The following is a 21,728-nucleotide window of genomic DNA, read 5'->3' on the forward strand; positions in this document are numbered from 1 at the left end:
GAAACTACTTAACCTTGATTGTGATAAGATGTTTGTTTTTCAGACGCTAAAAAATTGATCTGAAAGAGAAATGACAAGTCGCAAAAAATATAGAGAAACATGAAAAAATTACTGCTGTTACTTCTCATTGGAATTGCAAGTCAGTTTACCTTTGCGCAGCGCTACAACCTTGGCTTTGGCTGGCGCGCAGGTGTCACCAATTATTTAGGTGATATCGGAGGTGGAGAAGAATCCAGAAACTTTGTGTACAATCTTGAGATGAAAGACACCCGCTGGGCAACCGGACCCTTCATCAACTGGCGTTTTCACCCTATGTATGCTTTACAGGGTGGAATAACCTACGGTCGTTTACGCGGAGAGGATAACGAAGCAGAATGGCGCACCCGCAAAGGACGCAATCTCAATTTCAGAAACGATATTTTTGAACTCAACGCTAAATTTGAAGTATATCCACAATTCCTTGCCCTCTCTGATGTTGGTTACCGCGGACGTTATCGCATAGATTATCAAACCTACTTTTTTGCAGGCGTTGGCGCCGTTTACCATAGCCCAAGAGCCTATCAAATCGGAGATGAAAAAACTTATTACAAACTCCGTCCATTGATGACTGAAGGCGTAAAATATTCTCCAATCGTCATATCCGTTCCATTTGGCGGAGGATTCTTTTTCACGTACAAAAGACAACATCGTTTTGGTTTTGAATTCCAGTGGAGCTGGGTATTTACAGATTATTTAGATGATATTCACGATGTCTATGTTGATCCATCCCTGATGTCATCAGACCCGATGGCACCCATTTTAGCCAACCAATACATTGACCAGCCCGGCGTACCCGGAGCACAAAACTACGGTAACCCCGGCAACCTGCGCGGCGACCCAACAGACCGCGACAACTACATGTTCATGACCGTTTCATACAGCTTCCTGATCAGAACCCGCGGCGGCTTCTACCGCTCAAACTACTCATGGATGTACGGCCGCCACAGAAAGTGGGGAGGGACTAAGGCGAAGTTTTAGTAGGATGTGATTAAGATAAAATTCTTAAAGCCGAAATTCAATTTTCGGCTTTTTTATTTGTAAACAAACCGAGAAACTCAAGCTTGAATTTATTCCGGTGAAATTCTCTTTTTGCAAAGTCACTTATTTTTTTCTTTGTTTCAGTTTCAACACGGCCAAGCATGATATCTGCGTCAATATCTATTACGTACCCAAGTTTATTTTGTTCAACTAATTCAGTGTAATCACCCAGATTCAGTGTAATCAACACGCTCAATCCAGCTGATAAATATTCAGCAAATTTAACAGGCGATGATACTTTGTTCGTGATGATTTGATCGCGAACCAGAATTCCATAGTCACCCAATTTGAGATAAGCTGAAACTTCCTCGGGTTCTACCCATTTAATCACTACTTTGTCTTTAAATTGTTTTTTTAGATTAAGAAATTCGGTTGTTTCTTTAGTCAATAACAGAAGTTTTGTATTTTCTTTTGAAAGTTGCTTTTCAAGAAACTCCATGAGTAATTCTGATGATTGCCACCCACCAGTTCCACCTGAAAAAATCAAGACCACATCATTTTCATTAAAACCAAGGCACTCTCTTGAAACGTCTATGCTATTAATTGCATTATGATCAGATATAAGACAAGGTATCACAATATGATTTGCTTTAGAATACCCAAATTTTTCTCTCCAATAATCAACCAATTTATGTGAAACCGCTATCCTGAATTTTGAATTTAGCACCGCTGCTCTTTCCGCATTTTTTATTTCAACTACTAGATTTTTATCTAGAACCATCTCTGGAAATTCATCTAGTTCAGCACTCACCGCAGCCCTTCCATCATAAATCACCTCATTATTTAACATCAAAGCAATTGAACACGCCAACGGACCTCTTGCAATAATTCTCTCCTTCGTGATCCCAGGAATTAACCTTAATATTATCTTGTATATTTTCCAGTACTTTAATTTTATAGGGAGAGGCAATACTCTAATTCCGGGAAACCAACTTTGTAATATTTTTTTGTTGACGTTAAAATTTCTGACAGGAATTACTGCAATTAATTTGACTTTTTCTTGATTTAAAGTGTTCAGATACTTCACTGTCTCTATTACCTGACTATAATAGACACCACTTGGAGAATCGTTGAAAGTTAAATAGAACATCATTTTTCTTTTAGAATAGAAAAGATTCTTTCTGTAGCTTTTCCATCCCATAAGTCAGGTATGGTAGACTTTTTAAATGTGCCTGTTTCAATTTGGTGAATGAGCGTTGATACAGCTTCAAAGTTAAAATCCGCTAAAACATTAGAACCAATTTCTGTTGTGATGGGTCTTTCGGTAGAAGACCGGAGAGTAATGCAAGGCACCTTTCTGAATGTTGTTTCTTCTTGAATTCCGCCGCTGTCAGTAATGACACATTTAGCATCCTTTACTAGATTCTGAAACTCAAAATATCCCAAGGGACCTGGCGTGATTAGGTTTTTATTAGACTCTAGCACTTCACCAAAACCGTAAAGATGAATATTTTTAATTGTGCGTGGGTGAATGGGAAAGATTATTTGATATTTTACAGAAAGAAAATGAATAAGTTCAAATAACTTGACAAGATTTTCTTTTTTGTCTACATTATTAGGGCGATGCATAGTCATTAAAATATACTCATCTTGAATGCCCAATACATTTTTTATTGTTGAGTTTTCTATTTCTGTTTCAAACTCCACCAGGGTGTCTATCATAGTATTGCCAACAAAATAGCTTTCGCCTGGTTTATTTTCTGCTTTTAGGTTCTCAATTCCACTTTTCTCTGTAACGAAATAATAGTCGGACAACTCATCTGTAACAATACGATTAATTTCTTCTGGCATAAATCTATCAAATGATCTTAACCCTGCCTCTAAGTGTGCCAGCTTGATTCCCATTTTATTTGCAACCAAAGCAACAGCCAACGTTGAGTTCACATCTCCGGGAGTGATTATAATATCAGGTTGAAACTTATCCTTTATAAAACTTTCTAATTTGCTTAAAATATCACCAATTTGAATCAATGGTGAATCAGAACTGATGTGGAGAAAATAATCGGGTTGTAAATTAAACTGTCGAAAAAAAACATCAGACATATCTTCAGAATGGTGCTGACCGGTATGAACAATTTTAATTTCAAATCCACCTACAATTTCTGCTACTTTTTTAAACCGCGTCACCTTTATGAAATTTGGTCGCGTTCCCACGACAATCATGAGTTTTTTTAGCCTAGTTGATTCTTTCATATTGCATTAAAAATGTGATATTACCATGGATAAGATTAATAGCTAACTTATTTTTTCACAAATTCTATCTTAAAAACAGTTGATTATTTCCATATTATAAGATAAAATTAATCTAATTTAGATAAAACTTAACACGGGCATGAAAGAAGGAATACTCATCGTAAGTTACACTTTCCCCCCCAATCCTGCTATTGGGGGAAAGCGATGGTATAAATTTGCTCAAGAATTTTTTAATAAAGGATTTGACGTACATGTAATTTCATCTGAAAAATCTAACGTGCATTTCGCCAAAAATGATTCGGATATTCAAAATTTTAAAATGTATTATTTAAAAGACAATTACCCGGATTGGTTTTTTCAACGTCAAGAAAACTTATTGCAGAGAATCAGGTATAAATTATTTCAGTATTATCTATTAATAAAATCCAAAGGAACAATATTTGATAAGTCATTGTTCCTTCAACATGAAGCTCAACATATCGTACGTCAAGTAATCATCAAAAACAATATTCAGCTTGTAATCGTTACGTCACCCCCGTTTTATTTATCCTCATTCGTTTCTCAATTGAAAAGAGAAATTGATTTTAAGTTGATATGCGACTTAAGGGATCCGTGGACTTGGGGTGAAAGTTACGGCTATAAAAATTTATCAACTCAAAGATTATCACATGATAAAAATTTGGAACAGAATGTAGTTTTTAATTGTGATTACATAATTTCACCATCTCATTCAATTGTTCACCACCTTAAAAATTTTTATCCCGCTCACCAAAATAAAATCTTCCATATTCCGCACGGCGTGGATAATTCAATTGTTTCAAGGTCAGCGAGAAAAAATGACAAATTGAAAACTGGTTTGAAATTTATTTACGCGGGAACCCTATATGCGGAATATGACAAATTTTTAGAAATACTTTGCAAATCCGTCCGTGGTTTTTCAAAAGAGCGGCTTGAGCAATTCAGTTTTGATATCTATGCTTTAAACAGTAATGATCAGTATAAACAAATCGTGGATAAATGGATGTTAAATGAGAAAATTTGTTTTCATGAACCGATTTCCGAAAAACAATTAATCGAAAAGTTCAACGAGTATGACGGTTCTATAATTTTTTTTCCGACGAAATACAAAAACTTCCTGTCCACAAAATTTATTGAGTTGATTGCACTGCGTATCCCAATAGTGTATGTCGGAGAACATGGAGATGTGGCAACTTTTCTTGAATCAAAGAAATTAGGATTTCATCTTGAACTGAATGAATTGGAGACTGAATTGGAGCAAACAATATCGTGCATAATGGATAACTATAATGTCAACTTTGATATCTCCGATTTTCACTTCTCGGCGCTCACTGACAAAATTCTTGAAATGAGTAAAAGAGATATGAACCATGATTTTTAATTCATTAGATTTTGCCCTTTTTCTACCTGTCGTATTCGCGATTTATTGGCTCTTCGGAAGAATATTCAATTCTTCTGCCCAAAACATGGTTATCGTTGTTTCCAGCTATGTCTTTTATGGCTGGTGGGATTGGAGATTTTTAACATTAATTTTTTTCAGCTCAGTAGTAGATTACGTGATTGCCATGTTCATGGACAAAACTGAAAGAATTGCAAGAAGAAAATCACTCTTGATTACCAGTATGGTGATCAATCTTGGTCTTTTGATGTTTTTCAAATACTTTAATTTTTTTATTGATAATCTAAATAGTGCTTTTACTTTTTTCGGTAGTGAAATTCAGGTTGATACACTTAAAATAATATTACCTGTAGGTATCAGTTTCTATACATTTCAAACTATGAGTTATACAATTGACGTGTATAGAAAAAATCTTAAAGCATCAACAGATTTTTTCGCTTTTATTGCTTATGTAAGTTTTTTTCCTCAACTGGTGGCAGGTCCAATTGAAAGGGCAACAAATTTATTACCACAGTTTGAAAATAAACTGAAACGACATTTCAATTACGATTCTGCAAGACAAGGATTGCGTCAAATTTTATGGGGTCTTTTCAAAAAGATGGCAATTGCAGATAATTGCGCAGTTTTTGCCAATGAAATTTTTAATAATTATGACGATTTAAATGGAAGTACGCTGATTATTGGTGGATTATTTTTCACTTTTCAAATTTACGGTGACTTTTCTGGTTACTCTGATATTGCTATAGGAACCTCCAAACTATTTGGTTACAATTTGATGCGAAATTTTGCCTTCCCATACTTTTCGCGAGATATAGCCGAATTTTGGAGAAGATGGCATATTTCGCTTTCAACTTGGTTCAGAGATTATGTTTATATTCCATTGGGAGGTAGCAAAGCAAAACCAATCAGAAATACTTTTATAATTTTTCTCTTGAGTGGCTTTTGGCATGGCGCCAATTGGACTTTCATATTTTGGGGATTGATTAATGCGCTTTTTTTTCTTCCACTTTTATTAAGGGGCAAAAACAGAAAAAACCTGGATATCGTTGGAAAAAACGCACTATATCCCGGGGCAAAAGAAATTGCACTAATACTCAAAACATTTGCGCTAACTGTTATGGCTTGGATAATTTTCAGGGCTGAAAACATGACACAAGTTATTGGTTTTTTCAGTGAAATTTTCTCTCCTTCGACGCTTGAATTACCTCAAATAAAAAATTATATTGGTGCGCTGATCACCTTGGTGATGATTTGTGCTCTAATTTTTGTGGAGTGGATCGGCAGAAATGGAGATTATGCGTTAGATAACCTGCATCTTTCCTTAAATCGTAGAATGAGATGGATCATCTATTCACTAATAATATTCATCATTTCTATGTACGCCGCAACTGAAGAAACACCTTTCATCTATTTCCAATTCTAATATGAAGAAATTTATTCTGGACATATTAAAATTCTCAGTGCTTGCAATGACTGTTTATCTTGGAGGTATTTTTGTATGGGGTAAGTTTATTCCACAAAAATTGAAACCTAATTTACAATACATCCAGGGCGCTTATGGATTTATGAATACTCGGGCTAAAGAGGCTCAGGCTTCAGACCAGGTTGATTTACTAATTTTAGGTTCATCTCATGCATATCGAGGTTTTGATGTTCGTATTTTTGAGTCTTCAGGATACAAATCGTTTAATTTAGGTTCAAGTGCTCAGTCACCAATACAAACGTACCTCTTGCTAAAAAGATATTTGGATTTACTTAAACCAAAATTGGTGATATATGAAATTTATCCGGCAACTTTTTGCACGGACGGAGTGGAATCTGCGATTGACATTATCTCAAATGATAAAAACGACATACATTCACTGGTAATGACCCTGAAAACCAGAAACATTAAGACATTTAATACCTTAATGTATGCTTATATGAATGAGATCACATTAGGTGACGAGGATTTTGTTGAACAGCAAAGTTCAGATGAAGACCAGTACATCACAGGAGGCTACGTTGAGAAAAGGTTAAAATATTATACGCCTAAAAAACAAAAAACTAATACATGGCAAATAAAAAATCATCAACTAAACGCCTTCTATGACATCATAGACCTTTTGAAATCCAGAAATATTCAAACTATCTTAATGATGGCACCAGTTACCAAAGGCTTGTATGAATCGTATGAAAACATGGAGGAATTTGAAGATCTAATGAAAAAAACTGAGTTGGACTATATCAATTTCAATGGTATATTAAATCTGAGTGATTCATTTCATTTCTATGATGCGCATCACTTGAATCAACCTGGCGTAGAAATATTCAATGCAGCTTGTATTGACACACTCAGAAAAAGTGGAAAACTAAATTAAGAGAGCGTTTGCTTCAATCATGTTAAAGAAACTATTTTAAATGATATCCGTAATTGAACTAATGTGGAAAAACAGAACATCAAACGCTACCTGAACGTAACAAGATGAACCGACAAAACAATAAAAAAAATCCAGTCTTAGGTCAGGGAGTACGAAAACTTACTTTGCGTGATCAGGCGCCTGATTGTGAAATCCAAATAAATAAATCTGTATATGATCTTAAAGATATTTGTGCAGGTAAAAAAGTAGTTGACATTGGATGTGGTTACGGTAGGAATAAGGCACTTGTAGAAGCAGTTGGTGGCAAGTGGACAGGAGTAGAACCTTTTGAAGGCGGGGCCCATACAGTTATTGGAGATGCTGAAAATTTACCATTTGAAAGCAATACATTTGATGTAGCAATAATGGATGCCGTATTAGAACATATACCAGATGTTAGTAAAGCCTTTTCAGAAGTGGCAAGAGTATTAAAACCAGACGGGGTTTTTGTAGGGTATTCTGCTTTTATGGAGTGTTTTCATGAAATTTCATATTCTCATCTTTCATTCAAGGCGTTAGAACATTACGCTAAAATCAACGGGATGAAGCTTGAAAAAATAGCCGGTGGTTCAGCTTTTGGAATTGATTATCACATGAACATCATTATATCGCCCATACCGTTTAGACTGATTAGAAAATTCATTGCTTGGAAAATTAGAACTACATTTAAACTAAAATCAAAACTCGCTTATTTCGGATTGAGGTACAAACGAAAGATGAATAAAATCGAAGCAAAAGAGCTGGCACAACTGTATTTTAAAGTGGAGTGCTTGAGGCAGTCTAATGGGTTTTGTTTTGTTATTAGGAAGATCTGAAGAAAAAATGCACGTGAGCAACAAATACATTAAGGGATTTGATGGATTAAGAGGAATCTCAATAATCTTTGTTTTGATCACACATCTGGGATTATTTGAATACCTTGAGCTAAGTCAATATTCAGTCAAAAGGATTGTGCCTCTTGTAAGTGGAGGCACGGGTGTAACTATATTTTTTGTAATCAGTGGATTTCTAATTACAAAAATACTCCTATCAGAAAAAGAACTAAAAGGAAAGATAAGTTTTAGAAATTTCTTTGCACGTAGATTTCTTCGTTTGCTGCCACCTTTAGTTTTATACTTTTGGCGTTATTGATCTTGATGAAATTTGAAATCATTAAACCAAATTTTATCGGCCTTACATTTTCTGCCTTATATCTGTACAATTTTATTCCTAAAATGTACTATACTGGAGAGCTAGGACCAACTTGGTCATTGGCACTGGAAGAGCAATTTTATCTCATCTGGCCCATGGTGGTTTCATTTTTGAAAAAAAATGGGGCACTGATTTTATCAGTAATCCTATTAATAATGAGCGTATTGAGTTATTTTATTTATCCACTTTTTACAATTCAATTTAACAACAAGTTGTATGCACTAACCGATTTTTCACATACCCAAAGATGGTTTATTCCGGCTATATCTTCAATTTTAATTGGCGCATTAACGGCATATTTTTATAATTCAATTTGTACCTTTCCAATTTTTCGGAATAACAGAATATTTGCCTATTCAATTGCGCTGGTTTTAATTCTAAATACTCTTTATTTGCCTGAAAGTTTGTTACAGTTTTATACCTTTTTTTATGCAACCGGAATTTCAATATTATACCATAGCCCAAAAAAATTTTTTTAAAAAAGAAAAAAAAAAAATTTTGGGGAAAAAATTTTTTTTTTTGTGTTTTTGTTTTTTTTTTCCCCCCAAAACGCGGGGGGGGGGTTGTCCGATGGTGGGGTGGGGGTAAAGGTTTGGAAAAACTTTTTTTGGGTGGGCCCCAGTTTTTTGGGGGGGGGGGGGTGGTTTTGGGGGGGGAAAAGGGAAAAAAAAAAATACGGGGGGGAAGGGGGTTGACTCTTGTTAATATCAGACTATTCTATAATAGCTAATGGTATTAGTTGTTTTGCTAGTTACCGGTCAAGATTCATTATTGTCTTCGTTGTTAGAATTTTCTGTATTGCGATATATTGGCAAAATTTCATACGGAATTTACGTATATCACAGCATTTTTGTGAGGACTGCTCCAACCGGAACGGTATGGTTTCAAAAATTCCCAATAAATATCTTGTTAACGATAGCTATTGCTGTGCTATCCTACCACTTTTTTGAGAAAAAGATTTTAAAATATAAGCGAAATTTTGAATAGGATATCACTATTCTAGCTTATTGATGAATTCTGCAGTGTTCTTTTCAACATCAAAATGAACTTGAAAGTAACTATAAACTGCTTGTCTGAAATCATTTGTATTCAATTTTGAATTTCTAAAATTCACAATTCGAACAGCCAGTTCCTCTGGCGAAATATTTAATGGTAATAAAATTCCTGTTGACTCATTAATAATATCTTTAACTCCTCCAACACCACAAGCCATTGCGGGAATTCCGTATCTCTGAGCCTCAATAATAGCCATACACAATCCTTCACTTTCACTCAAGTGGAGAAATAAATTAATCTGATTATTTTCATAATACTGCTCTATTACTTGTTGATCAACGTGACCTGCCAAACGAACTGAAATGTTTTTTGGCAATACGTCAGCAAGCTTTTCTATCTCTTGACGTTGTGGACCATCACCAAAATGAATCCAGTTCAATTCGAAATCAACAAACCTCAACGCTTGTGCAATCAAATGAACTCGCTTTAACGAAATCAATCCTGAACATGAAACACATGTAAAAACATTATTTGATCTCAACAATTGCAAACTCTTGGATATCTTACCACCATAGTTTAAAAACATTTTTTCAACACTGAATCCTTTAGCTTGCATGTATTGGATGGAAAATTTAGAAAGACCTACCAAAAGTGTTGAGTGATCAAAAATAAAACGCCTGAAGAAAACATGACCTGAGGATTGCCGTTCGTCTTGAAAATCGTACCCATTAATTCGAAAGGTATATCCATCTATTATGTTTTCCGTTTTTAAAAAGGCAAGGCTGAGAGCTGAGGTATTTAACCATGTTGAATGAAAATATAGCTGATAATCACAACCAATTTTATTTAACTCCTGCCTAAGATAGTCGGCTCTATGAGAAGCGTACCTAACCATCGCATACAACATCCTTATTTTTTTTACATAAAGCCAAAATTTCTTTTCCCTCAAAATTTCGTAAATTAGAATACGGACGAATCGTTTCAATATACTAAAACTAATTTTTGGAGGATTTCCTTTCTCTGAAAAATAAATTACATTTTCGGGCGGATCAATTTCCAGATCAGTTGTTGGCGGTAACGAGAAAAAAATAACCAAATCAAATTTCTTAGTAAGTTCAAGCAAATGATCCTTCCAAGTTATTTCCTCACCTTTAAAAGGAAAAGAAACGGTTAATACTACCAATGCTCGTTTACCCATATTATCAAAATACCAGTGCTATTTAATTTACCAATAAACTGCAACAATATCTCATTTTTTAAATACGCTCCTAAGTTTCAACTTTACCCTATCAACATATGAAAGTCCTGAAAATGGAATGTAATATTTTTTTTTTCGAGTTCTTGGGTTTTGTATGAAATAATCATCAACCATCCTTTTTACGGTTGGATAAATTTGATATTGATCCAGTATCAACTGTCTTGCCTGTGACAAAGGCTCCAAATGATTCTCCCAATAATCAGAAATTAAAATTTGATTTAATTTATCCAAAGCCACTTCTTTATTTCGAATGTCCAATGAGATAAAAGAACCACGGGGAAAATAATCCTCAAAATTAGGACAGCCGAAGTAAATAGGAATAGTCCAGGAAAGCATGCAATCGATAGCCTTTTCTGTCCAATAATCTTTTGCTATGAAATTCTCAACTGCGATTGAATACTTATATCTGGCTAAACCATCATATTTATCGTCAATGGGCTTAAAGCCCCTCCCGAATAAATCAAATGAAAAATTCTTTTCTTGTAGATATTTAATAAAGTCAATTCTATCTTGATGACCCGCATAAAGATTGATATTACTTGTGATCCAAGAAATTTTATTTTCCTTTTCAATAGAATTATAATGTAATCCTTTTAGCTCATCATAGGTTTTATTGATATGCCACGGAAGGGCAGCCTGCGTTTGAATGTTATTCGGAACATTTTCGAAGCCACTAATGATAGAGTCGGCATATTTAAAATGTGACTTGAAAAATTTATTTCTGTCATATGGCGGTTCTTGAATGATGAGCCATTTACCATGCTTGTTAATTTTAATATTGATATCCTGAGCTGGCTGATTCAATATTAGTAGAAAGTCTGCTTCAGATATGTTCTCTTCAACAATTTGAATATTCTTCCAAATTCCAGTTTGATTAGGTGTTTGTCGTTTAAAATCAGGAAACTCGTAATTTCTACTTAGTCGGATGGTTATCATTGTTTTCTTTTGAGTTTTTTAGCCATTCTGTAACGAATGAATGATGTCTTGAATAATAAACTGTACCACATCAACTCCAACCAACCTATTCTATTTTGATCAATAAGTCGATAAACAACTCCCTTTAGCTTATGCTCGAGTAACTGATTCAATTCTTGCTCAGGAAATATTTTTTTAATTTTATTTTGAGTTTTAAGAAGATTGACATGACTTATATAATTCCTTAATGGAACGGTGAGTTGAACATTTTTAGCAATCTCATAGTGAACCTCAACATCATGTGAATTGGGTTCCATCCCAAGGTCCGATAAAACACGTACATAAAACTGCTTTAATGTCAAAGCCTTCAATTCAACTTGATGCTGATTGCTGTGTCGTTCTTGTACTCGGTAAAAATACAAGAACTCTGGTAATGAAGTGGTTAATGCATTATCCTTAATTCGATAAAACAAATCATAGTCTTCCATTAGCGGGTATTGATCAGAGTACCTAACATTTAACTCACTAAAAACTGAAGTTCTAAAAATTGAAGCTGCGTGACCAATGTTGTGCAAAAAAATGAGATTCGCCTTATTCATTTCTGGATGCTCCCCAGAAATAATTTTTTCAGTAAATGAGCCAAAGGTTTGAATGTTAGAACTGCATACCCCAATTTCAGGGTGTAGATCCATATAATTCACCAGTTTTTCGATTCTTTCAGGATGCATTAAATCATCTCCATCATGCCTAATTATATACTCCGTTTGAACAACATCTAATCCATCATTTAAAGCTGCCACAATGCCTCCATTTATTTTCCTTTCAATTAAAACAATACGTGGATCATTCCATTTTTTAATTATTTCAACACTGTTATCAGACGAAAAATCATCAATAATTATTAAAGAAAATTCCTGAAGTGATTGAGAAAAAATACTGTTTAAACAATCTTCAAGGTACGGCCCATTGTTATAATTGGGCATTAATATGCTGACTCTACTTTTCAAATGAACTAATTGGTTTTATGCGCAATTTCAATTGTTTCAATTCCATCGTAATCTGGATTCTTAAAGACTAATAAACCATCAAATGAATAGGTTTCTTCCATATTTGCTGAACATAATTCTAAGTAACCTTTATTTTTCAGATGGGAGTGACAAGCATTGTGTAATTCATTTGAATGAGTGGAGATAAAAATATAACCCACATTTCTTGAATTAATCAAATTTTCAGCTCCCTTCAACATTTTGAATTCATTTCCCTGAATGTCACTGTGCAGTATGTCAACAAAATTTATCCTTTGATCGTGAATAAAATTGTCTATTGAAATAATCTTTGAACCATCGTGGTGTATACCTGGTTTTTCATCAACGTAATATTGAAAAAAGTTTCCCTTTAATTTGTTGATTTTAAAATTCTTGATACCATGGCTTATTTCCCATGGTTCAATCATGAAATTTTTAGCACCACTTATTTTTTTTTGAAACCACATTGAATAAAAAGACCAGTAGGCTCCAAGTTCAATCATCGTACTACCAGATTTGATGCTTTTCAGTACCTCTTGAAATACGTACTCCTCTTGAGGTTCATGGATTCCCTTATTTTCAAGCAATAATTTTAGCATTGGGTAACCATAATAACTGAGTGGTAAAATTTTTAAACCGTTGTGCATTATCAAATAATCTCCTTCCAGAGTTCCTGCTTCAGGTATGACTTCAATTTTAATAGTATCCGGGCATGTTTTTGCTAATTTTATTCGTTCTGCCCAATCTGATTTTTCAGCATCACTGGCATCAATTAGAAGATTAGTACTTTCAATTCGTCTCTGTATCTCTTTTGTGATTTTTTTTTGATTGATATAATCCAAAAAAGTTTTAACCGTTTGCTTCAACATGAATATCTATTTATTGATTGGAGTAAGAATAAATGTGTCATTTTCACGAATGTAACTTAAAATATTGTCAGAATCTACAATTTGATTTTTAAGAGTAAAGATATTGTAACCAATTTCATTAAATAGACGCAGTAAATCGTCAATCTCAAAAGGATAGTTCTTGATATTCTTATCATTAATTTCAATGTAGATTATTGGTCGAAATTTTTCAATCAGCTGTCGTCCACCTTGAAGAATAAAAAACTCTGCTCCTTCAGTATCAATTTTAATAACATCACACCTAGAAAGGGTACTTTCATGATACCAATTATCTAAGGTGTCAGTCAAAACTTTGACTACTTTAGTTTTGCCGGCGCGTTTGGTGTCAACAAATCCGTCTCCGGATACATGTTCAGTTGAATGGACGTAGAAATCAACTGATCCTTTTGAGTTGCTTAAAGCCAAAGGATTCAAGCTTATTGTATCTGACAAATTATTTTCCTGAATAGTTTTTTGGAACAGGTTAAACTGATGTTTGCCTGGCTCAAATGCATAAATTTTAAGCGATTCAACTTGATTAAGACAATCTAAAGAAATCATCCCGATGTTCGCTCCGATATCAATAAATATTTTTTCACCATCTATTGATTTCAGTGAATGAACTAAATGACTCACAAACTCAGGCTCGTAATGCCCGTCTCGCTTAAAACGTTCCACAATTGAAGTGCCTTCGCTGTAAAAGAGTATATATTTCCCAAATGGTATATTAACAACCGTCTCTGATTTTTTAAAAAACCTACTTAATTTCATAGTTATTTTTTTACTTCTTTCCATTCAGGATTCAGAAATATTACTCCGCTTCTTTGCGGCAAACTTCTTTTCACAATGTTGGAGCCATCCTCTACAGAAAAATTAGCACAAAATCTTAATAAATCAATATGTTGTGAAGAAAGGGCATCTCCAATCCACAATCCTACTTTATATTCACCAGGATAAAAACGAATATCTCTAAAAGTTACTGATAACTTTTTCTTTCCAACAAAAGGAATTATTTCAAAATCACTATCCATATTTTCAATATTGGATAATAACGTTTCATCATACCGATATATATAAATCGCAAAACGAACTTTTTTTAAAATCCTACTTTCTAATTCAATGTTCATTTCCAGATTATCTCCAATCAAAAAGGTATTTTGAGAATTATTAGGATTACAAAATTCAATGGATATAAATTTTAATTCACCAGTACCTTCTCTTTCGGTGAAATTCGTAAGATCGAACTTCGTGTTTTTCTCAAAATTTGTACCTTGAAGATATTTTCCAATGGTATCTTGAATGGTTCCCTTGTAAACTAATTCACCATTTTTCAATAAAATACCAGACTGACAAAGATTAAGCAGTGTACTCAAATTATGACTAACGAATAAAACTGCTCTTCCTCCTTTTGAAATGTCCTGCATTTTGCCTATGCATTTCTTCTGAAACTCTTGATCTCCAACGGCCAAAACTTCATCAACCACTAAAATTTCTGATTCCAGGTGTGCTGCAACGGCAAATCCTAATCTAACAATCATTCCGGAAGAATATCTTTTTACCGGGGTATCTAAGTAATTTGCACAACCTGAAAATGCAACAATTTCGTCCAACTTCATTTGTATTTCAAATCGTTTCATTCCAAGGATAGCACCGTTGAGAAAGATGTTTTCCCTACCGGTCAATTCAGGATGAAATCCGGTGCCCACCTCTAACAATGAAGATATTCTTCCTTTCATTCTGATTGTACCGGTTGTTGGTCCTGTAATTCGCGATAACAATTTCAGTAAGGTAGATTTTCCCGCGCCATTTTTTCCAACTACCCCCATTACCTCACCTTCCTTCAGTTGAAATGAAATATCTTTCACTGCCCAGACATAAGGGTTTACAGATTTTTGTTCTCTTACGTTTGCTTCAGTAACATTTAAATATGGATCCTCTTTACCTCGTAAACGATGCCAATATCGGTTTAAATCATGTGAAATTGTCCCAGTCCCTGATTGACCAAGTCTATACTGTTTGGAAACACCCTCTACATCAAGTATTATTTCGGACATTACGTAAAGTTATAAATTAGATCGTATCCATGAATGACTGCTCTACCCGATTAAATGACCAAACACCAATGAGGCAAATGAATAGAGTAATAAGACTAGTATAAGCCAGATGCAACCAACTGAAAATTGCCACTGTTTCACCAAAAAAACCGTACTTGAAAGTTTCTATTATACTTGTCATTGGATTGGCGAGCAAAATCCATTGATATTTTTCAGGTACAACTTTTAAAGGATAGACAACGGGAGAAGCGTACATTAAAAGTTGAATACCAAACTGAATTAAAAACCTTAAATCACGATATTTAATAGTAAGAGATGCAATAATTAAACCGGTACCTAAGCCCAAACCTGCCATCAATAAAATTAAAAAAGGGAGCAATAAAATTTGCGGAGAAAACTCAATGCTGGAGCCTAAACCCACAAAAATAACGAAGTAGAAATAGAACAAAATGAAGAGTCCGAACTGGATAAAAAACTTAATTTGGTTGGTTAATATTATACTTATTGGAACCACCATTCTGGGAAAATATACCTTTCCAAATAAATTCTGATTAGCAATAAAAGTTTCGGAAGTTTTTGTTACACAATCAGCAAAAAAATTCCAAACCGTCACTCCCGCCATCATGAAAAGAATTGTTGGTGCACCGCTTTCAATTTTGGCGATATAACCAAAGACAATTGTAAGAACAAAAGATGTCAAAAGTGGCTGAAGTACTATCCAAATGGGTCCAAGAATAGTTTGTTTGTATTGCGTAATAAAATCACGTTTAACAAACAGAAAAATTAAATCGCGGTAATAGATTAATTCATTTAGTCTAAGAGTAAATAACTTTTTTTGAGGAGAGATAATTAGATCCCAATGATTGGAACGATTCATGCTCAATTTATTTAAAAAAAAGTTTAATTGTTTCACCGGAATTTGTTGTCAGCAAATATATCCCTGGTAAAAAATCATCCTTAATGTATATCTCGCAGCCATCAAATGATTCTTTTAGTACCAACCGCCCCGAGACATCACAGATCATATATTGTCCAAAACTATTAGTTGAATTTATTTTAGCCACAACTTCACCATTCATAATTACAGATGTGAATACTAGTTCATCAACTACTTCCCCTAAACAATTAACTGCTGTAACATTAATAGAATCAGTTTTTTGACACCCATTCAAAGTAGTTGCAGTCGCATAATAAATTCCTGTACTTGAAATTAATACAGAGTTTTCTTCAGAATTATCAAACCATACAATATTGTCGAAATTGCCTATTGCACTAATCGTAATTAAATCACCAATACAAAAAAGTGTATCTGATGCTTCTAATTCAATTAACGGAAGCGCTAGATCAAAAAGCACATTGACCGAATCCTGATTGAAACATAGTCCAGCATTATTAACTGTAACGGTGTACCAACCTTCCACATCAACGTCAATCGATGGATTAGTAGATAAGTTTGACCAAACTAAATCATCAAATGAACCTGATGCGCTAAGAACTATTGTATCTCCTTCACACGCCTGAAGCGTGTCGCTTCCTAAAGAAACTGAAGGATAAAGTATATCAGCATCGAGAAAGACTGAATCGTAGCTTGGACACAAACTCTGGATCGTACCTTCAACCAGGTACCAACCCGTATTATGTGCATAGAAACTGTTGCTAGTTTGTCCTGTGCTCCAGAGAATATCGTCGAATGTCCCGGATACTGATACAAGCGCTGAATCTCCCGCACAAATAGTAATGCTATCCAAAGAAATAACCACCTCAGCATTACTTATGAATTCAATATAGCCGATTAAGACACTATCTGATTCAGCATCATTTGAAACTTTCATATTAATTTCATATACCCCCGGTATATTTGATGTAAATACTGCTGAGTCATTGTCTTCAAAAAGAACTGATAACCCATCTGAATTCCACTCAACAGAATCAACCAATCCAATACTCTCATTATAAACTATTATGGGGGATCCTGCACATAAAATTGAATCGATGTGGAATTCTTTGGCCTCGATAGGAGGATAAACAAGCCCCATAATTCCATCGTAAGTATTTACCATCGTCGTATAAGAAATACTTGGAAAATCAATGTGATTTTTGATGCTTCCACCAATTGCAATTGAATGATCTTGAAAAACGTCAATACTTCTCAATTGATCGTAGGATGTACCTCCTTGATACGATGACCAAATTAAATTGAGCGAAGTATCCAAACAATAAAGTGCCAGATCATAGTATCCATTTCCGATTATAGTGTCTCCATCAATGAACAGCGAATCAGAAAAATACGCTGCAGCATAGAGTTTGCCTTCAACAACGTGAACGCTTTCAACCTTCCCATACGACGTGCAGGGAAAAGAATATGAGTCCAAAACTGTTCCAGACGTGTCAAGCTTTACAATCATACCATTATCGAGGTATGTTGCCGGGCTCGAAAATATTTCAGTTTGATATGTTGCAGTGCCTTTGTACAATCCACCCAGGTAAATCACATTGTTCGCATCAATATCAATAGAAGATATATTATCAGAATAATTGCCCCCAAATCCTTCAACCCATACAAAATCTCCGTCTGAATTAATTTTCATGAGGCTAGACTGCCAAAAACTTGAATTCATAATGAGAGTATTACCAGGTGCAAACTCGCACACTCCATTATAATAACTCGTAACATAAATAAAATCATCCCTGCTAATGATGTCGGTATGACTGATATCCCTAGTTGACTGTTGTTTGAGTGCCCAAATCACCTGACAGGCTGTATCCAATTTAACAATATATGAAGACTTTGTATTGGGATACGTCAAACTATTAATTGTGTTGACTAGATTGATCCCGTCGAAATTAATAGAATCTTCAAACTCTCCAACAAAAAATAAATTTCCGTCATCATCAATTTCTGTTGCAAGAATTTGGTCATTACCTAACCCACCAAAAGACTTCAACCAAATAATATTACCATTTTTATCAAATTTAGAGATAAGCAAATCTTGTTCGCCTTTTGAGACTATCGTATCAGAACCAACAACCACCGTGTCCATAAAGTAGCCCATCAGATAGATATGGTCTCCATAAATCTCTATTGATGTTCCATACTCTGTATAATAACTCCCAAATCTTCGCACCCAAAGTAAATTGCCTTCCTTATCATGCTTTGTGAGAAAGGCATCCCTATCTCCAAATTCAGGTGGGGATTGGGGGCTAGAAATTTCACCAAAGGTACCAGTTGACTTCACCCTTCCGGTAGAATAAATAGTCTCTTCCGTTGTGTCCACTTTAACTGTAAACACATAATTATTTCCTGGTCCACTGACTCTATCAACCCAGTCCCATGTCTGAGATAAAACGCTTGATCTTATTAATATATAAAAAAACAAACTGAATCCAACTCTCATTTTCATAGGCAAGATTTTCTTATACCCGAATACGTAAAGTTATTAAATATAGACATTTCTCAACTATTTAAACGAAATTTGATGAAAGTAATTATTCGATTAAACTTGATAAACTTGGCGCTATAATTTCTTTAAATTTATCAGGTCATTACCAAACTAATTAGAAATCATTCTGTATTAACCTGGAATTAAAGAATTTAAATTTTTGAATATATTTCATTATAGAGCTTATCCTCAGACGGGTAATTAATCAACACCGCTTTGTGCGGTCCATTATAAACAAATAAATTTCCAGCTGCAACCGCCGATGCTCCGGCTTCTACGACGGCCAATCTAAAATCACTTAGACCCGAAGCGCCTCCAAGTGCAATACAAGGGATGTTCACTGCACTTGTAATACTTTCTATCAAATCAAAATCAAACCCTTTGGATGTACCTTCTCGATCAATGTTATGAATAATCAATTCACCTGCCCCATTCTCTTCCATTGATCTAGCAAAATTGACCGGTGACATTTTTTCGTTTTTTGTTCCAGATCTTGAGTAAACAGAATATTTGCCAAAAATATTCTTTCTAATATCCACGGAGATAACAAGACTCTGTGATCCGAAGGTATTTGCAATCCTAATCAAAGTCTCCCTACTTTTAAATGCCAATGAATTAACAATTATCTTTTCTACACCCGATTTTAATATTTCGGCAGCAGCATCAAAATCCTGAATTCCACCTCCATAGCTAAAAGGCATAAAAGCTTCTGACGATATATCTCGAATTAATGAAAAATTTGGTTGCTGCCCCTGTAGGCCAGCAGAAATATCAATCAGAGCTATTTCATCTACACCCTTTTCATTGAATATTTTTACAGTATTAATGGGATCACCAATATACCGAGGATTTGAAAAGTTAGTAGTCTTAACCAGTCGCCCTTCTTTTACCAGTAATATTGGAATAACCCTAATCCTCCGCATGCTTATAATGAGGTAAATTGTTTAAGAAGTTCTTGACCAAATTTATGACTTTTTTCCGGGTGAAACTGAACAGCGAACAAATTGTCTTTTGCCAGACCACAAGCGAATTCATTTCCATAATTTGCTGTTAAAATTACGTCGCTTTGATTATTTGCTCTAACAAAATATGAATGAACAAAGTAGAATCTTTGACCTGTAAGGTGATAATCGACCAATTCGTTTTGATGTTTGACCTTTACCTCGGCCCATCCCATGTGTGGTATTTTGAGTGGCAATGGAATATCTTGTTTGGTAAACTTGATTGTCTGAGCATCAAACCATGAAAGACCAGATTTAATCCCTTCTTCACTACCCTTTGTCATTAATTGCATTCCAAGACAAATTCCTAGAAAAGGCACCTTGTCAATAAATGCTTTTTTTTTCAGGATTTCTATTAAATTCCTTTCCTCAAGGTTTTGCATTCCATAATCAAAGGCTCCTACTCCTGGCAATATTAGCCTTTCAGCTTGGTCGATAATTTTTTGATCACTTGTAACGATTGCTTGCTTACCAATACGCTTCAACATGTTCACGATTGAACCCGAATTACCTGCGCCATAGTCAATAATAACAACCATTTATTTTTTTCTAATAAGCTTGTATAACGGTTTTAATACACGTAAAATTAATGGTTGCTTTTTCCATGTCGTTTTTACGTAAGAGGCAAATTCTAGATGAGATCTCGCAGGTGCATTGAGATAGTCAGAAAATTCCTTTTCTGTAAACCCTAATTTCTTTAAAACAAACTCTTTATCTTCCTCGATTTTTTTCACATCATAATCACTAGAAGACAATTCCTTCAATGCATTTTCTCTCGTAATTTGCCCACTACAAATCAGCGATGATAAATGCGCTTTTCTTTTGTCTATACCAAATTTAGTTGGGAGAATAAAACCCTGATAAAACCTAGTAAAGATAGATTCGTAGTGTTTTCCCCCGTAATCCCTCCATCCTAATTCGCGCTGAATAATTTCCTTAGCCTCGTTCTTAGAATAATTGAGGTAATTTAACGGTGAAACAGAATTTATTTTGTAAATGTGAGTAAAATAAAGGAATCTATAGTGGCTGAGGTATGGGAAAGTCCTTAGCTTCTTCTGTCCATATTGTTTATGAATGTCCTTAATATTCAACCAATCAGTCTTACGATGTACCCAATGCGATGGAAGAATAGCTTCAGTGGTAATGTTGGTTCCACTAAGTATAAAATGTATTTGATTTTTCTTCGCAACATTATAAAGGGTTGCAAGAATGGCATGATCGGTTATCGCTTCAATATCCACGACATTTGCTTTAAAATATGCTAATTGAATATCCTTGAATTCATCCCAATCGACAACGTAAGTTATTAAATCAAAACCTAAATTGGTTACAATGTTTTCAATATTTTGGACTGCCAACTCGGAATTCCATCCATTATCAAAATGAACTAAAAGTGGGTTCAGTCCATGCTTTTTTGCGATCCAAGCAACATAAGTACTATCAACGCCTCCGCTTACGCCGAGAATGGAATCATATTTTCCTCTTCTCGCTGTTTTAATTCTTTTAAATATCAAATCCAGCTTTTCCTGGGCTTCAACTCCACCTATCAATCCAATTCTTGCCTTTTCATAGTACTCATGACAGTGATTGCAAATCCCATTAGAATCAATATAAATATCCGGATCATCTCTCTGATCAAGAATGCACTTTCTGCAAGATTTAAATTGAACTGTGTCCATATTTTATATCTGTCAACGTTGATAACTTAGTCATGAAGAAAAGTTATTAATCATAGCGCTGACCATGAATTAGTCAAAGGTAGTAATTTTGTCAACTTCCTTCATTAAATTTAGAATCAATTACAAGTCTTTTGGTTATACCTTACACGCTTATTTTATTGCCGTAATCGCAAAAACATTTACCTAATTTTCACAA

At 34.6% G+C, this 21,728-nt stretch carries 20 protein-coding genes; 7 read left to right on the forward strand and 13 right to left on the reverse strand.

Going from position 1 to position 21,728, the window contains the following annotated elements; genetic code table 11:
• Positions 1 to 99: 99 nt before the first annotated feature.
• Positions 100 to 1,017 carry a hypothetical protein gene (locus tag IPH66_10740; GenBank protein ID MBK7129825.1) on the forward strand — a complete coding sequence of 306 codons (918 nt, stop codon included), beginning with the start codon at positions 100 to 102 and terminating at the stop codon, positions 1,015 to 1,017.
• Positions 1,018 to 1,054: 37 nt separating this feature from the next.
• Here IPH66_10740 and IPH66_10745 read toward each other — a convergent pair whose 3' ends face one another.
• Both IPH66_10745 and wecB read right to left on the reverse strand, forming a co-directional pair.
• Positions 1,055 to 1,867, reverse strand: a complete 813-nt coding sequence (locus IPH66_10745; protein ID MBK7129826.1) for a hypothetical protein — start codon at positions 1,865 to 1,867, stop codon at positions 1,055 to 1,057.
• A 299-nt stretch (positions 1,868 to 2,166) separates the two neighbouring features.
• The gene (gene wecB, locus IPH66_10750; GenBank protein ID MBK7129827.1) at positions 2,167 to 3,270 is read right to left on the reverse strand and encodes a UDP-N-acetylglucosamine 2-epimerase (non-hydrolyzing); all 1,104 of its coding nucleotides are present in this window, start codon (positions 3,268 to 3,270) and stop codon (positions 2,167 to 2,169) included.
• Positions 3,271 to 3,409: 139 nt separating this feature from the next.
• Between wecB and IPH66_10755 the strand changes: the two genes are divergently transcribed.
• From IPH66_10755 to IPH66_10780, 6 genes are all read left to right on the forward strand, one after another.
• Positions 3,410 to 4,669, forward strand: coding sequence for a glycosyltransferase (locus IPH66_10755; protein MBK7129828.1), 1,260 nt, complete (start codon positions 3,410 to 3,412; stop codon positions 4,667 to 4,669).
• Entirely contained in the window at positions 4,659 to 6,110 is a 1,452-nt protein-coding gene (locus IPH66_10760) for an MBOAT family protein (GenBank protein ID MBK7129829.1), read from the forward strand. Before IPH66_10755 ends, IPH66_10760 begins: the two co-directional genes overlap by 11 nt.
• A gap of 1 nt (position 6,111) precedes the next feature.
• Positions 6,112 to 7,047, forward strand: a complete 936-nt coding sequence (locus IPH66_10765; protein ID MBK7129830.1) for a hypothetical protein — start codon at positions 6,112 to 6,114, stop codon at positions 7,045 to 7,047.
• Positions 7,048 to 7,151: 104 nt separating this feature from the next.
• A complete protein-coding gene (locus IPH66_10770; GenBank protein MBK7129831.1) occupies positions 7,152 to 7,901 on the forward strand; it encodes a class I SAM-dependent methyltransferase in 750 nt (249 codons plus the stop codon).
• 13 nt (positions 7,902 to 7,914) lie between these two features.
• Positions 7,915 to 8,217 carry an acyltransferase gene (locus IPH66_10775; protein MBK7129832.1) on the forward strand — a complete coding sequence of 101 codons (303 nt, stop codon included), beginning with the start codon at positions 7,915 to 7,917 and terminating at the stop codon, positions 8,215 to 8,217.
• Between the two features lie 5 nt (positions 8,218 to 8,222).
• Positions 8,223 to 8,756: a hypothetical protein gene (locus tag IPH66_10780; protein ID MBK7129833.1), complete on the forward strand. Its 534-nt coding sequence runs from the start codon at positions 8,223 to 8,225 to the stop codon at positions 8,754 to 8,756.
• A gap of 515 nt (positions 8,757 to 9,271) precedes the next feature.
• Here IPH66_10780 and IPH66_10785 read toward each other — a convergent pair.
• From IPH66_10785 to IPH66_10835, 11 genes are all read right to left on the reverse strand, one after another.
• A complete protein-coding gene (locus IPH66_10785) occupies positions 9,272 to 10,471 on the reverse strand; it encodes a glycosyltransferase (protein ID MBK7129834.1) in 1,200 nt (399 codons plus the stop codon).
• Positions 10,472 to 10,522: 51 nt separating this feature from the next.
• Positions 10,523 to 11,467: a hypothetical protein gene (locus tag IPH66_10790; GenBank protein ID MBK7129835.1), complete on the reverse strand. Its 945-nt coding sequence runs from the start codon at positions 11,465 to 11,467 to the stop codon at positions 10,523 to 10,525.
• A complete protein-coding gene (locus IPH66_10795) occupies positions 11,464 to 12,453 on the reverse strand; it encodes a glycosyltransferase family 2 protein (protein ID MBK7129836.1) in 990 nt (329 codons plus the stop codon). The genes IPH66_10790 and IPH66_10795 overlap by 4 nt, the downstream gene beginning before the upstream one ends.
• Before the next feature lie 5 nt (positions 12,454 to 12,458).
• On the reverse strand, positions 12,459 to 13,340 hold the full coding sequence (locus IPH66_10800; GenBank protein ID MBK7129837.1) for an FkbM family methyltransferase: 882 nt from the start codon (positions 13,338 to 13,340) through the stop codon (positions 12,459 to 12,461).
• A gap of 6 nt (positions 13,341 to 13,346) precedes the next feature.
• The gene (locus IPH66_10805; GenBank protein ID MBK7129838.1) at positions 13,347 to 14,153 is read right to left on the reverse strand and encodes an FkbM family methyltransferase; all 807 of its coding nucleotides are present in this window, start codon (positions 14,151 to 14,153) and stop codon (positions 13,347 to 13,349) included.
• A complete protein-coding gene (locus IPH66_10810; protein ID MBK7129839.1) occupies positions 14,132 to 15,412 on the reverse strand; it encodes an ABC transporter ATP-binding protein in 1,281 nt (426 codons plus the stop codon). Before IPH66_10810 ends, IPH66_10805 begins: the two co-directional genes overlap by 22 nt.
• A 16-nt stretch (positions 15,413 to 15,428) precedes the next feature.
• Positions 15,429 to 16,289 carry an ABC transporter permease gene (locus IPH66_10815; protein ID MBK7129840.1) on the reverse strand — a complete coding sequence of 287 codons (861 nt, stop codon included), beginning with the start codon at positions 16,287 to 16,289 and terminating at the stop codon, positions 15,429 to 15,431.
• 7 nt (positions 16,290 to 16,296) lie between these two features.
• Positions 16,297 to 18,813, reverse strand: coding sequence for a hypothetical protein (locus tag IPH66_10820; protein MBK7129841.1), 2,517 nt, complete (start codon positions 18,811 to 18,813; stop codon positions 16,297 to 16,299).
• Between the two features lie 191 nt (positions 18,814 to 19,004).
• Positions 19,005 to 19,775, reverse strand: coding sequence for an imidazole glycerol phosphate synthase subunit HisF (hisF, locus tag IPH66_10825; protein ID MBK7129842.1), 771 nt, complete (start codon positions 19,773 to 19,775; stop codon positions 19,005 to 19,007).
• Between the two features lie 2 nt (positions 19,776 to 19,777).
• Positions 19,778 to 20,392 (reverse strand): imidazole glycerol phosphate synthase subunit HisH, encoded by a 615-nt coding sequence (gene hisH / locus IPH66_10830; protein MBK7129843.1) that lies wholly within the window; start codon positions 20,390 to 20,392, stop codon positions 19,778 to 19,780.
• Entirely contained in the window at positions 20,393 to 21,532 is a 1,140-nt protein-coding gene (locus tag IPH66_10835; protein ID MBK7129844.1) for an N-acetyl sugar amidotransferase, read from the reverse strand.
• Between the last annotated feature and the right edge of the window lie 196 nt (positions 21,533 to 21,728).

The organism is Crocinitomicaceae bacterium, assembly GCA_016708105.1.
Taxonomy (GTDB): Bacteria; Bacteroidota; Bacteroidia; order Flavobacteriales_D; family Crocinitomicaceae; genus JADJGJ01.